The sequence below is a fragment of the Pseudomonas sp. GW821-FHT07F05 genome, assembly GCF_059418765.1.
Map to the genome: position 1 here is coordinate 49,154 of NZ_JBWKQL010000015.1, position 13,311 is coordinate 62,464.

At 58.4% G+C, this 13,311-nt stretch carries 10 protein-coding genes; 6 read left to right on the plus strand and 4 right to left on the minus strand.

Features of this window, described 5'->3' with window-relative positions; genetic code table 11:
* Nucleotides 1–88: 88 nt before the first annotated feature.
* Together AC07RO_RS23570 and AC07RO_RS23575 are read right to left on the minus strand one after the other, a co-directional pair.
* Nucleotides 89–1,531: a DUF4214 domain-containing protein gene (locus AC07RO_RS23570; protein ID WP_495087205.1), complete on the minus strand. Its 1,443-nt coding sequence runs from the start codon at nucleotides 1,529–1,531 to the stop codon at nucleotides 89–91.
* Nucleotides 1,532–1,547: 16 nt separating this feature from the next.
* Nucleotides 1,548–2,366, minus strand: a complete 819-nt coding sequence (locus tag AC07RO_RS23575; RefSeq protein ID WP_495087222.1) for a hypothetical protein — start codon at nucleotides 2,364–2,366, stop codon at nucleotides 1,548–1,550.
* 968 nt (nucleotides 2,367–3,334) lie between these two features.
* Here AC07RO_RS23575 and AC07RO_RS23580 point away from each other — a divergent pair.
* Genes AC07RO_RS23580 through AC07RO_RS23590 form a run of 3 tightly spaced genes read left to right on the plus strand, consistent with a single transcriptional unit; the run spans nucleotide 3,335 to nucleotide 7,858 of the window.
* On the plus strand, nucleotides 3,335–5,110 hold the full coding sequence (locus AC07RO_RS23580) for a type I secretion system permease/ATPase (protein ID WP_463584018.1): 1,776 nt from the start codon (nucleotides 3,335–3,337) through the stop codon (nucleotides 5,108–5,110).
* A gap of 13 nt (nucleotides 5,111–5,123) precedes the next feature.
* Nucleotides 5,124–6,449: an HlyD family type I secretion periplasmic adaptor subunit gene (locus AC07RO_RS23585; RefSeq protein WP_346627704.1), complete on the plus strand. Its 1,326-nt coding sequence runs from the start codon at nucleotides 5,124–5,126 to the stop codon at nucleotides 6,447–6,449.
* Nucleotides 6,446–7,858 carry a TolC family outer membrane protein gene (locus AC07RO_RS23590; RefSeq protein ID WP_463584017.1) on the plus strand — a complete coding sequence of 471 codons (1,413 nt, stop codon included), beginning with the start codon at nucleotides 6,446–6,448 and terminating at the stop codon, nucleotides 7,856–7,858. The genes AC07RO_RS23585 and AC07RO_RS23590 overlap by 4 nt, the downstream gene beginning before the upstream one ends.
* Nucleotides 7,859–7,869: 11 nt before the next feature.
* Here AC07RO_RS23590 and AC07RO_RS23595 read toward each other — a convergent pair whose 3' ends face one another.
* Nucleotides 7,870–9,030 (minus strand): glycosyltransferase family 4 protein, encoded by a 1,161-nt coding sequence (locus tag AC07RO_RS23595; protein WP_495087206.1) that lies wholly within the window; start codon nucleotides 9,028–9,030, stop codon nucleotides 7,870–7,872.
* Nucleotides 9,031–9,200: 170 nt separating this feature from the next.
* Between AC07RO_RS23595 and lapG the strand changes: the two genes are divergently transcribed.
* The 3 genes from lapG (at nucleotide 9,201) to AC07RO_RS23610 (ending at nucleotide 12,472) form a co-directional block, all read left to right on the plus strand.
* Entirely contained in the window at nucleotides 9,201–9,896 is a 696-nt protein-coding gene (lapG, locus tag AC07RO_RS23600; protein WP_495087207.1) for a cysteine protease LapG, read from the plus strand.
* Between the two features lie 8 nt (nucleotides 9,897–9,904).
* Entirely contained in the window at nucleotides 9,905–11,851 is a 1,947-nt protein-coding gene (gene lapD / locus AC07RO_RS23605) for a cyclic di-GMP receptor LapD (protein ID WP_495087208.1), read from the plus strand.
* Nucleotides 11,852–12,151: 300 nt separating this feature from the next.
* The gene (locus AC07RO_RS23610; RefSeq protein WP_495087209.1) at nucleotides 12,152–12,472 is read left to right on the plus strand and encodes a YceK/YidQ family lipoprotein; all 321 of its coding nucleotides are present in this window, start codon (nucleotides 12,152–12,154) and stop codon (nucleotides 12,470–12,472) included.
* A 493-nt stretch (nucleotides 12,473–12,965) separates the two neighbouring features.
* On the opposite strand, the gene AC07RO_RS23615 is transcribed toward AC07RO_RS23610, so the two are convergent.
* Entirely contained in the window at nucleotides 12,966–13,304 is a 339-nt protein-coding gene (locus tag AC07RO_RS23615) for a hypothetical protein (RefSeq protein ID WP_037018113.1), read from the minus strand.
* Nucleotides 13,305–13,311: the final 7 nt, after the last annotated feature.

A 13,311-nucleotide genomic window follows, 5' to 3' on the forward strand; every position in this document is an offset into this window, starting at 1 on the left:
TAAAAGAGGGGCGACCCGAAAGTCGCCCCTTTTTTTGCACACTACCCGGCCTTGCGGCCGGGAGTATCCATCGCTACTACAGGGCTAGTTAGACTGCGCCGTGCAGTACTACAACGTTGTCGTTGTGTGCGACTGCTTCTGGCGAACCAACGATACCGATGGCGACGTCAGCGTGAGTGCCGCCGTTAGCCAGGATATCGGTCCAGGTAGCTTTGCCACCTTCGTCCGAAGCACGACCGGTAGCGGTCAGGTACAGGTTATCAATGAAGGTGCTGTCAGCTTTAGCGGAAGCTTCAGCCGAACCAACGATACCTGCTGCAACTTCGGCACGGCTGGTGCCGTTGAACAGTTGCGATACCCACGAGTCCAGACCGGCGTCGTCAGCAGGACGGCCCAGAACGTTGGTGTACAGGTCACGAACGAAGGTGCCGTTCGATTGGTCAAGGTGTTGGGCTTCAACCGAACCAGCGATACCCGCTGCAACATCAGCAAGGCTACCGCCGTTAGCGATGATGGCTTCCCACGTGTCGGAACCAGGTGCGTCAGCTGCACGACCCAGGATCGATGTGTAGAGAGTATTGATTTGACCCTCAGTTACCGCGCCGCCGAATTCTTCAGAGTTCAAGAACTGATTGGCGATATCGGTAAGGGAAGTACCCGAATCCACTTGTGTGGTGAAGTGTTGAGCGCCAGTTGCGTCAGCGTCGCGACCCAGCAGGCCTTCGTACAGACGCAGAGCAGATGCTTCAGCATCGCTGTGTGCCAGTGCAATCGAGCCACCATTTGTGAAAGTCAGGAACTCAGCGTCAGTGATTGCTGCAGTTTGGCCGACGCCATCTGCTGCCGAGGTCAACGTCACGTTGTTGCTGTTGCCAGTAGTTACGGTGAAGTCAGCAGTCGAGCCGTCCAGTTGCACGATGTCGTAACCGCCGCCAGCGTTGACGATGTCTGTGTGCTGAATGCCGCTCAACACGATGGTGTCGTTGCCGGTACCAGTAGTGATGTTGTTGTTGCCAGCGCCTGCAACGATGGTGTTGTTGCCGTTGCCGACAATGATGGTGTCGTTACCGGCACCACCGTCCACGTAGGTGTTCTGGTCGCCTTTGATGGTGATGACGTCATCGCCGTTACCGGTAGTGACTGCCAGAGCGATGGTGGTCGAACCGTCTGCGGCAGCAACGACGCGAGCCTGCGAAGCGGACTCAGCGGCAACTGGAGCGTCGATAGTGATTGCCAGGCTGGCATCGCTCTGGAACACGAATGCTTTGGCGGTAGTCAACGAAGCAGGAACGTCGACAGCGACCAGGTCGCCTTTAAGGCCTGCGATGTTGGCAACGACTACGTCTGTAGCGCCAGTTTGGCCAGTCGGGATCTGAGGAGCAGTTACGCCGTCCCAGCTAGCCAGATTGACGGCAGTAGCGCTATCCAGGCTCAACAGTGTGCTGATGGCAGCGGCAGTGTTGGCAGACAGGGTGGAGGAGGTCAGGAACGATTGGAACTCTGTAGCTGAAACCGGGCTGTCGTATTGCATGGGAAGTCCTGTTACTTCAAGCCATCTGGCTTGTATTACTGAGTTTCTGCGTCAATGCAGAGTTTTCCCACGGAGACTTATAGCGGGCAGCGTTCGTCTTCGTTACGGGTGTAATGCAGATGTGCAACGCCACCAAGGGCTCGGTGCCGGTGGGGCCGTGCATCATCTGATTGGGCACAATGGGTCGCGGCGCGGCGCCGCTGAACACAATGTGGCCAGATAATTCGTATAAGTTTCGGTTCGGGCCTACGAGGCTGAAGCCTGTCGACACTAAAGGGAGACGTTTGCCTCGAGTCCCGGTGAACGTCCCGGAAGGTACATTCGAACTCGGACCCGAACCAGCAACCGTGGAGGTGTAAACGAGGTCGACACCGGCCGGCTTGTTATTCCAGATGATTTCAAAGCCCTCAAGGCGCTTGGTGCTGTCGTGCATTCCGGCCCAGCCTTCATGCGACTGCACATCGCCGATCCCTTGCAAATGGGCGATCAATGTCAACGACGCAGGCGCCGTATTCGGAGCAATGACGGGATTGGGTTCGGTGGCACTGATCACGCTGAAGTCGCGCATGATGGCGGGGGACGTATCTATACGGTCGATGCGCAGATCAATGGGATCAATGCTTTCATCGAACATGTGATATTCGGTAATCAGGACTGTCGCGATGCCGCCCTTGACCCGGGCCACAATGGTGTCGCCCAGCTTGGCCAGCATATTCTTGCTGATGCCTTCGGCAGGGAAGAAATCGATGGCGCCTTTGCCAAGCGGAGCTTGCTGCAACGCAATGCAGACGGGCTTGTCTGCGGAGGGCTGTGAGGCGTAACGGAAGATATACATTCCCGGTTCAAGTAATGTGACGCGGGAACTAATCTTCAAGCCATCTAATGTTTGCGACTGCACTCAATAAGTTTCCTTCTTATCCCGAGCTCACAGCCGTTGATAGCAACAAAATTGGTCCATCAACGCTGCAATCGTACTGCCCAACTTAGTGGCGCACTGGTGGCATCTGCAGAGAGCCGAGGTTAATCGATCCCTCAGAAATGTCAATTCGGAATGTAGGAATCTTCCAAATTGCCAGTGCGAAACGAGTGTGGAACATAGTGATCTGGATTCACCCATTTGTGGGAACCGTTGGTCCGATGCGTCCAGGTAGAGTATGTCGGCAGGGCTCTCATTATCTTGAGAGCAACCGCTGCCGGGGCATGGCGCTTGAAGCGCGTCGGGAGAGCAGCCGCGGAGGGAACAGCGAGCCGTCGTGTAGCAATTCTGCGGAGGGTGTCAAAGCGCGCGTGTGGAGGTATGAAAATTTCGACCGCTCTAGCGCGGGCACTTGAGGGATATGAAGGTCAGGGTGGTGAATTTTTCGGGGTTATGTTGCACGCTGTGTATGGGCATGACGGGGCGCCCGCTCAAATCCTCCCTCTAGGCGAACCTACGAAGGTAGTTTCAGCGCTTTGCCCGGTTCGTTCGCGGCGGCTTTACGACCGTCGATGCTGCATGCAAATCGAGGAGTGGCCAGTGTGGGGTAAATCGAGCAACGGTAGTGGCGTGATGTGAGCAATGCCTGCAACATTGCACACTCATATTCATGACATCTCATCCGGTTGAGCATCAAATCTTTGAACTTTTTAAATTGTACGTACCGCTCCGGAGCTACTGAAATTGTCCAGTATTGAAACATTAAGAAAACTTAATCTGAAACGACCACCCTTGCAGCAGTTGATGGCCTTTTAATGCTGTCTGCCTGATCTGCCGCTGGTACACTCTCCGGCTTTGCAGCCTTTTCCTCATCAGTAATGGATTCTATGAGTCGTTCACACGAAAACAACCTGCAAGCAGCGCTCAAGGCTTGTCGCGGAAGCTTCCTCTCCGTCGGGTTCTTCAGTCTTTTCGTCAACACGTTAATGCTGGTTCCTACCTTCTACATGATTCAGGTTTCAGGTCGGGTGGTGCCCAGCAGCAGCACCTCGACGCTGATCATGCTTACCCTCATTCTTACCGTCCTGATGCTGACAATGGGCTCCCTCGAGTGGGTCCGGTCGCGCATCATGGTGCGCATCAGCAATCGGTTGGATGTCTTGCTCAGTCGCGACGTGTACCGGGCGAGCTTCAAGAAGGCGTTGAGCAGCGGCGGTATGGACGCTTCGGCGCAGTCGCTCAATGACCTGACCTCGTTACGGCAATTTCTCACCGGCAACGGGCTGTTTGCATTCTTCGATGCGCCCTGGCTTCCGGTGTACACCGCCGTGATGTTTCTGTTTCATCCTTGGTATGGATGGATAACGGTTATCTCGGCGGTGGTGCTGGTAGTTCTCGCTTACGTCAATCATCGCTACACCGGCAAGGCGCTGACAGAAGCCAACAAGCAAAGCCTCACCTCCAACCTGCACACCACCAAAAGCCTGCGCAATGCTGAAGTCATCGAGTCGATGGGCATGCTCGATACGCTCATGAGCAAGTGGGCAATCCGGCAGCGGCGCGTCCTGGTGCTGCAATCCGAGGCCAGCGACAAAAGCGGCATCATCACGTCCATTTCCAAGACGTTCCGCAACTGGGCGCAGTCGATGATGCTGGCGGCGGGCGCGTACCTGGTGATCACTCACGAGATCAACCCCGGCTTGATGATGGCCGGCTCTCTGTTGCTGGGGCGTGCGCTGTCACCTATCGATCAGATGATTGGGAGCTGGAAAGGATTCGTCGCGGCTCGCGTGCAGTACCAGCGCTTGAACGACACGCTGGACAAACTCAACGCCGAGCCGGAGCGGATGTCTCTGCCGGACCCGGAAGGCCATCTGCAGGTCGAAAACCTGGTTGTGGCGCCTCCGGGTGCGAAAGCGGCAGTGATCAGAAACATCAGTTTCGTGACGCCCGCCGGCAGCATCGTCGGGATTGTCGGGCCAAGCGCGGCAGGCAAGTCGACGCTGGCCCGTGCGTTGCTCGGCATCTGGCCGCCGCAGCACGGCGTGGTCAGGCTCGACGGCGCCGACATCAGTACCTGGGACAAGCAAAAGCTGGGTCCGCATCTGGGTTACCTTCCGCAGGACATCGAGCTGTTCGAAGGCAGCATCAGCGATAACATCGCGCGCTTCACCAAGGTCGATCCCGAGAAAACCGTGTTGGCGGCACGCATTGCCGGCGTCCATGAAATGATCCTGCAATTGCCGGACGGCTACGACACGGTGATCGGCAGCGAAGGCGTCAACCTGTCCGGCGGCCAGCGGCAGCGCATTGGTCTGGCGCGTGCGGTATATGGCAACCCTCGGTTGATCGTGCTGGATGAGCCCAACTCCAACCTCGATGAGGTCGGTGAGCGTGCATTGGGCGTGGCACTGCAGAAGATGAAAGAGACAGGGGCGACGGTTTTCATTATTTCGCACCGTCCCAATGTCCTTTCACGCCTGGACCGGATCATGGTCCTGAACAGCGGCGCGATGACGATGTATGGCCCGCGTGATCAAGTGATCGCCGAACTGGCTCAGCAACAGGCCAAAGCTCAAGCCCAGACGCAGGGTCAAACCCCGCCTCGTGTTGCTCCAGCTCCAGCTCCAGCTGCGACCGGCGCAATTCAGCCCAGCGCCTGAAAGGAATTCTTGAATGACCAGTAACGCGATTACCGTGCTCGACGAGCCGTCTGATGATATGCCGACTTCTGACCGCGGCATCCGCCGGGTCGGGATGACGATTGTTCTGGTGACCTTCGGCTTGTTCGGCACCTGGGCAGCTTTTGCTCCGCTGGGCAACGCGGTCTACGGCACCGGCGTTGTCACCGTACAGAGCTACCGCAAAACCGTTCAGCATCTGGAAGGCGGGATCGTAAAAGAACTGCGCGCTCGTGACGGCGACACGGTGCACAAGGGCGATCCGTTGATCATCCTTGACGACGGGCAGCTCAGTTCAGAGTACGAATCCACCCGCAACCAGCTCATCACCGCGCGCGCCAAAGAGGCGCGTCTTCGTGCCGAACGTGACAACCTGCCCGCTATCCCGGCATTGAAAATTGACGGTGTCGAAAGCGATCGTGCCCGCGAGGCCATCGACGGTGAGGCCCAGGTTTTCCGGTCGCGGCACGACGCGCGGTTGGGTGAAATCTCGGTGCAGCAAGAGCGCATCGGCCAGTTGAAGCAGCAAATCATTGGCCTCAACGACATGATCGGTACCAAGGTCAATCTCGAGAAATCCTACACCCGCGAGATTACCGAGCTTAAGGATCTGCTGCGCCAGGGTTTCGTCGATAACCAGCGTCTGCTGGAGCAAGAGCGCAAGCTGGACATGCTCAAGTCCGAGGTCGCCGACCACCAGTCGACCATCACCAAGACGCGCCTGCAGATCAACGAAACCGAAATGCAGATTGTCCAGACGAACCAGAAATTCAGCTCCGATGTCGCCAAGGACTTGAGTGACGTGCAGGCGCAGGTCTTCGACTTGCAGGAGAAGGCCAGCGCGCTCAAGGACAGGCTGTCGCGCATCGTGATCCGCGCGCCGGAAGACGGCATGGTGCTGGACATGAAAGTGCACACCATCGGCGGTGTTGTCAGCGCGGGAACACCGTTGCTGGACATCGTGCCGGAATCGTCGGACCTGGTAGTCGAAGCGCACGTCTCGACGAATGACATCGACCGCATCACCCTTGGCAAACTCACCGACGTCCGCTTCAGCGCGTTCAACGCTGCCACTACGCCGGTCATTCAGGGGGAGGTCACGCGAATCTCGGCGGACCGTCTTACCGACGAGAAAACCGGAGAGGGCTATTACCTTGTGCGGGTGAAAATCACCGATGAAGGTCTGAAGCGTCTGGGTGATCGCAAGCTGCAGCCGGGTATGCCAGCGGAAGTGCTGATCAATGCCGGCGAACGCACGATGCTGCAATACCTGCTCAAGCCTGCGCGCAACATGTTCGCCAAGTCGATGATCGAGGAATGACTGTGGTACGTTTTCTTCCCGGTTTGCTGTTTGGTTTGTTTGCACTTAACGCCAATGCGGCGCAGCCCGCAGCCCCGCAACAGGTCAGCGCTTCAACCTATTCCCTTGATCTGATGACGCTGTACAAAGAGTCACGGCTTGAAGACCCGCGCATTCTGTCGGCCTATGCCCACGCGCGCTCTGCCGAACAGCAGGAGCGCGAAGCGTTTGGCGGGTTGTTGCCCCAGGTGTCGGTGGACAGCAACTTCAACAGGATCTTGCGCAAAGACGCTGAGTCGCGGGAAATCTATGACAACAAAAGCTATGGGCTGAACCTCAGCCAGTTCATCTACAACAAGGAAGCGTGGGAGCGTTATCAGAAGGCCAAGAGCGTCACATTGCAGAAGGCGTCGCAGTCCGAGGACTCGCAGGCCGAAGCAACGGTGGATCTGGCCAAGCGATACTTCGCGGCGCTCGCTGCCGATGATGCGCTGGAGCTGGTCTCGGCCGAGCGCCGCGCCACCCAGGGCAGCCTTGATCGCGTCAATGCGATGTACGCCAAGCAGATGGCCAAGATCACCGACATGCTGGATCTCAAGGCACGTGTCGACTCATTGCTGGCCCAGGAAATTGAAGCGCGCAATCAGGTGCGTCTGTCGCGGGAAGGGTTGTCGGAAATTGTCGGTCGCCCGATCAACGAGCGCTTGAGCCGGATCCGGAACGACATCGCGCTGCAGGCACCTACGCTGCCGCTCGATGCCTGGATCGCCCAGGCGCTCGACAGCAATCCCCGCCTGAAAGCCTATGAAAGCAACCTGGCGGCGGCCGATGCAGCGGTTCGTGAGGGGAAGGGCGGTCACTACCCTTCTCTGAGTCTAAACTTGGGCGCTCAACAGAGTGACGTCGGTTACGACAACACGCTGACCCCTCGAAGCGACAGCTATGTCGCAACCATTGGCCTGAAAGTGCCGATCTACAGCGGCGGCTCGACCTCAGCACGAGTGCGTGGGCTGTATGACGAGCAATATGCGGCCGAGCAGGATCTTGAAGGGGTTCGCCGGCAAGTGGTGAAGGAAACCACTAACGCCTATCTCACTGCTCAATCTGCCGTAGACAAGATCCGCGCGGGGCAAAACGCATTGTCCTCGGCCAAACAGTCGAGCATCGCGGCGCAGAAGGCGTTTACCTATGGTGTGGTTAACGCCGTCGACGTGCTGACCGCTGTGCAGAACGAATTCAAGGCGCGCAGCGATCTGCTGAAATCGCAGTACGACTTCATCACCAATCTGTTCATCCTGAATCGCTGGGCCGGCAAGCTGTCGCAAGAGAGCGTTGCCAGCGTGAACGTTTGGCTGGGCGGCGATGATTCGGAAGCGCTAAAGGACTTGAATAATTCAGCCCCCAGTAACACCAAAGCAACCCCTAAGTAACCTGCAGCGACTTACGCCTTGGGGTGTGCCGCCAACACTTTGCGGTACACCGCCAGGGTCTGCCGCGCGCATTCCTGCCAGGTGAACTGGCGGGCGCGTTCCAGACCTATTTCAACTCGCTCGGTTCTGAGCGTATCGTTGCTCAAGACGTCGAGCATGGCCGCCGAAATGCTTGCAGCATCCAGCGGGTCGACCGCCCAGGCGGCATTGCCGGTCACTTCCGGCAGGGACGTGGTGTTCGACGCAATGACCGGGCACTGGGCCGCAAATGCTTCGATGACCGGCAAGCCAAACCCTTCGTACAAAGACGCAAACACCATGGCGCTCGCGCTTTGCAGCAGCGCCATGACTTCGTCTTGGGGCAAATAGCACAGCCATTTACCCTCGCCGTGCTCCTCCAGCTTTTTCAGTTGGGGGATGAGGTCCTCGCTTGCCCAACCTTCGCGGCCAACAACGACAAGCGGGTGATCTTTTCGCACCGGAGCCGGCAAGGCTTGAAACGCTTCCAGCACGCGGTGAAGATTTTTGCGCGGTTGCAGCGTCCCGACAAAAAGGAAAAAGCCCGGCTTGAGGCCGTGTTTGCTGATGACCGATTCTTTACGGGGCCCGGAAATACGCTCGAAATAAACAGGGTTCACCCCAAGTGGGGTAACGCTGATCTTGGCGGGAGGAATGCCCAGCAGACGGATCAGATCCTGTCTGCTGTGTTCTGAAATAGTGATCACGTGGTCGGCTTTGCTGACGCTTCTCGCAAAGAGAGCGCTCTTCAGGCCTCTGAAGCTTTTCCTCATCCACTCGGGATGGATAAGCGGTATGGCGTCCATGACCGTTGCCACCACGGGAAGGCCTGCAATATTCGGAATCTGGTGATCGGTGGCATGCAGCAGAGACACGTCGTTTCGAATGGCGGCTGAGTTGGGTAAGGAAAGATTGAACAGCCCGCTGAGAAGAGCATGAAGTTTGAATCGTTCAGCTAGTACTTCAGGCGTACCGCATTCCAGGGTCGGGAGCTGACGTCCAAATGCGTAGGGCTTGAAGTTAATTCCGCCGGCTTCGGTCAGTTTGAGATCGTCCATGGCCTGCCAGAGTGAGCGGGTATAAACGCCTATTCCGTCCAGATGTCCCGTGCGCTCACCCTCAGCCCAAACACTGCAGCTCAAACCAATATCCATACGCGTTTCCAAACCAACCCGGTGAGTCATGAAATCAAGGGGCGCGAGCCTATCATGAGTCGCGTTTGCGGGCATTTGCTTCTGCGCATGATCTCACCGCGCCATTGCGTTTCCTCCCTCAACCCCTCACCATCGCTTTCCGTTATCCATGGCCTGATGGACTAGACAAATTGGCGACACGCCCGGCTCAAAAGCGCCCTGGATTATGGATGCTTCTGGCGCTTGCACTGACGTGCACGGCGTGTGTCGGCTATCTGAGCGCGGATTGGGATTTTTCCCTGATCAGCCGCCGTGCTGAAGCGTTATATGGGCCGTTGGGCGCGGGTAAGCAGCGCATCGATGCCTGGCAGAACTTGCTGGCGACCGAGAAGCAGGTCAGCGAGCTGGACAAGCTCAAGGTCGTGAACCTGTTCTTCAACAAGCAGATGCGCTACGCCGAGGACATCGATCTGTGGCACGAGGTCGATTACTGGGCGACGCCGATCGAGTCGCTGATCAAGGGCGCGGGGGATTGTGAGGATTATGCGATCGCCAAGTATTTCAGCCTGCGCCGCCTGGGCGTGCCCAGCGAGAAGCTGCTGATCACCTACGTCAAGGCGCTGCGCCTGAACCGCGCGCACATGGTGTTGACCTATTACTCGAGCCCGAACGCCATGCCGCTGGTGCTCGACAGCCTGATCGACGACATCAAACCCGCCAGCGAACGCACGGACCTGTTGCCGGTGTATGCCTTCAACGCTGAAGGACTGTGGCTGCCGGGTGCGCAGGGCAACAAGAAAGTGAGCGACACCAAACGTCTGTCCCGGTGGCAGGACGTGCTGAAAAAAATGACCGCAGAAGGCTTCCCCACCGAGCCCGAGAATTAGGAGTACTGATGTCTCTGTTCAAACAGCTGTTGATCGCGATCTGTCTGTTCATGGTGGTTGCCTTTGCGGGAAGTTTTGTCGTCAGCCTGGAAAGCTCCCGCGCGCAGTACGTCAATCAACTTCGCTCCCACGCCCAGGACGCTGCGACGTCGCTGGCGCTGTCGCTGACGTCCAATATCGACGACCCGGCGATGGTCGAGCTGATGGTGGCGTCGATCTTCGACAGCGGTTACTACGCGAGCATCCGGGTGGTGGATCTGGCGAGTGGCGCCGCGATCGTCGAGCGCAGTGCGACGCCGGACAATCAGGGCGTGCCGCAGTGGTTCATCAACGCCATCGGGCTTGAGCCGGCGGGCGGCGAGGCGATTGTCAGCCGCGGCTGGCAGCAGACGGCGCGGGTCGAGGTGGTCAGCCATCCGATGTTCGCGCTCGCGAAGTTGTGGCAGAGCGCGCTGGGCAGCCTCGGCTGGTTGCTGGTGTGCGGTGTGGTCAGTGCGATTCTGGGCGCGATGCTGTTGCGCCGGCAGCTGAAACCGCTGGATTACATGGTCGCGCAGTCCCAGGCGATTGGCCGTCGCGAGTTCCTCGTTCTGCCCGAACTGCCGCGCACGCCGGAGCTGCGCCGGGTGGTGCAGGCGATGAACCAGATGGTCGAGAAGCTCAAGGCGCTGTTTCAGGAAAGCACCGAACGCAGCGAGAAGCTGCGCATCGAGTCGTATCAAGACAGCCTGACCGGGCTGTCCAACCGCCGTTATTTCGATATGCAGCTCAACGCCCACGTCAGCCATCTGGAAGACGGCCGTGCGGGGTATTTGATGATGTTGCGCGTCAACGACCTCGCCGGCTTGAACCAGCGTCTCGGCGGCAAGCGCACCGATGCCTTGCTGGTGGCGGTGGCGGAGCAGTTGGTGCGTCACTGTGAGAAGTACCCTGAAACCCGCAACCTCATCAGTCGCAGCCGTGGCGGGGAGTTCGCCGTGCTGGCGCCAGGCATGGTTCACGATGAAGCCGTGCAGTGGGTGCAGAATCTTGAGGCGGCGCTGCAAAGTCTGGAAGCCACCGGCGCCTCTGATGTCTCGCCTGTCGCGCACATGGGCCTCGCGCCGTACAGCCCGGGCGATGCGTCGCTGACCTTGCTGGCGCTGGCGGATCAGGCGCTGTCCCAGGCCGAAAGCGGCGGCGAGCAGTCGTGGTATTGCATCGAGCGTGGGGCGATTGGTGATCTGGGTGAAGATCAGCATGCGTGGCACAGGACGCTGGACCATGCCCTTGAGCACGGGCGTTTTCAGCTGTTCTTTCAGCCGGTGGTCGAGTCTCGTGATGGGGCGAAAGTGCTGCATTACAAAGTGCTGTCACGGCTGGTCGATGCTGACGGCGAGACGATTCCTGCCGGGCGCTTTCTGCCGTGGCTGGAACGCTTTGGCTGGTCGAGCCGGCTGGATTTACTGATGTTGCAGCAGGTGCTGGCGCATCTGGGCACGCACAATGAGCGACTGGCGCTGAACTTGTCGGCGGCCACGCTTAACGATCCGTCAGCGCTGAATGAGGTATTCAACGCCCTGCGCCAGCACCCGAAACTCGGCGCACGCTTGACCTTCGAGATCGGCGAGGAACAGGTGCCCGAGCAGGCGGTGCTGGAGAAGTTGACCCGCCGTCTGCAGGAAGCCGGCTATTCCCTGGCGCTGCAACGCTTCGGCGGACGTTTCAGCATGATCGGCAACCTGGCGCATCTGGGGCTGGCCTATTTGAAGATCGATGGCAGCTACATCCGCACCATTGACCAGGAAAGCCACAAGCGCTTGTTCATCGAAGCGGTCCAGCGCGCGGCACACAGTATCGACCTGCCGCTGATTGCCGAGCGGGTTGAGACCGAAGGCGAACACCGGGTGATCCTGGAAATGGGCATCGAAGGGGTGCAAGGGCGGCTGTTCGGCGACCCTGCGCCGTGGAAGTAACGAACGAAGGAACGCGCCCGCTGTTTTCTCAATATCGATGGCTGACGCGCTAGTATGGGAGCGCGCTTGCCCGCGAAATCGGCGTGCCAGACGGCATTGATGTCACAGACCCGCCGCTTCGCGACCGTCGTAACCTCCGATTGCTCCTACAGGGGATTTGCGTTCGACGTTGATGTTGAATGCGAGTACAAAAATTGTGGGAGCGAGCTTGCTCGCGAAGAGGTCAATACATCCGCTAAATATTCAGCGGCTGAAACACCTACCGGGCTGTTATTCACATCAAACAATGGAAGCACTTTCATGAAGCTATGGACTGCAGTATTAATGATGGCAACCCTCTCAGGGTGCGGCACCATCAAGACCCTCAACGACGAAAAAGGGGCCGCGGATACACTGGCGCGCCACAGCTCCAATTGCCAGTCCATCCCCCGTGCCTTCAGCGGTGCGGTTTACCAGTTCTGCACCTTGAACGCCCCGCCAGTTTCCGGCCCACACTGGTCTGCGCCCACTATCGCGCTGGACATGGCCCTATCCGCCGTCGCCGATACTGTGCTGCTGCCCTACACCGGGTATCAGCAATACCAGTTGGGCGACATCAAGGTCCGACGCAAGCAGTACTGATCAGTCGGCGCCCACAGGCAGATGCGCGCCTGCCCGCTAATGCGGTGTGCCCGGCGGCATTGATGTAACAGACCCGCCGCTTCGCGACCGTCGTAACCTCCGATTGCTCCTACAGGGGATTTGCGTTCGACGCGGATTTTGAATGCGGGCATGCAAGTGTAGGAGTGAGCTTGCTCGCGAAGGGGCCGGTACATTCGCCAAATCTTCAGCGGCTGACACATTCGCGACCGTCGTAACCTCCGATTGCTCCTACAGGGGATTTGCGTTCGACGCGGATTTTGATGCGGGCGTGCAAGTGTAGGAGTGAGCTTGCTCGCGAAGGGGCCGGTACATCCGCCAAATTTTCAGCGGCTGAAATGCCGTCTTCGTGAGCAAGCTCACTCCCACATGTGCACCATTTGCTGGGGGATAGCAGGCTGTCAGAAACAAGCATCGGGGTTTGCCGCGCGACAGCGCGCCGTTGCCAAACGGTGCGTGCGAGAAAGAGAGGCCTTTAGATCAGCCGTTGTTCATCATCATTGATCAGGTCACTCAGGCCACCCAGTGTTTCCCGGGCCTGGGTTCGATCCATCAGTTTCGCCTGTGCGGCGGCGGGGAGGTCGGTGATGTTGAGGATGCCTTTGCTGGTCAGGACCTGAATCAAGTCGTCCAGTACCCGGATCATGTCCATGTCGCTGGACTTGAGCTGGATCAGGCTTTTCTCGACCACTTCGTTGGCAAACCAGGCTTGCACCTGATGGTCATCGGGCGGCAGTTGCTCGCTCGCTTCGGCGAACGCCGTTGCTTCCACGCGAACTAGCGTTCCATCGGCATCGCGTTGAACGTAAAACATGGCTCAT

Bases quoted from the DNA above. Each gene is read 5' to 3' on its own strand.
- AC07RO_RS23610 (WP_495087209.1), top strand. From the start codon at position 12,152: ATGAAGCTATGGACTGCAGTATTAATGATGGCAACCCTCTCAGGGTGC.
- AC07RO_RS23595 (WP_495087206.1), bottom strand. From the start codon at position 9,030: ATGGATATTGGTTTGAGCTGCAGTGTTTGGGCTGAGGGTGAGCGCACG.
- AC07RO_RS23580 (WP_463584018.1), top strand. From the start codon at position 3,335: ATGAGTCGTTCACACGAAAACAACCTGCAAGCAGCGCTCAAGGCTTGT.
- AC07RO_RS23585 (WP_346627704.1), top strand. From the start codon at position 5,124: ATGACCAGTAACGCGATTACCGTGCTCGACGAGCCGTCTGATGATATG.
- AC07RO_RS23615 (WP_037018113.1), bottom strand. From the start codon at position 13,304: ATGTTTTACGTTCAACGCGATGCCGATGGAACGCTAGTTCGCGTGGAA.
- AC07RO_RS23590 (WP_463584017.1), top strand. From the start codon at position 6,446: ATGACTGTGGTACGTTTTCTTCCCGGTTTGCTGTTTGGTTTGTTTGCA.
- AC07RO_RS23575 (WP_495087222.1), bottom strand. From the start codon at position 2,366: ATGTATATCTTCCGTTACGCCTCACAGCCCTCCGCAGACAAGCCCGTC.
- AC07RO_RS23570 (WP_495087205.1), bottom strand. From the start codon at position 1,531: ATGCAATACGACAGCCCGGTTTCAGCTACAGAGTTCCAATCGTTCCTG.
- lapD (WP_495087208.1), top strand. From the start codon at position 9,905: ATGTCTCTGTTCAAACAGCTGTTGATCGCGATCTGTCTGTTCATGGTG.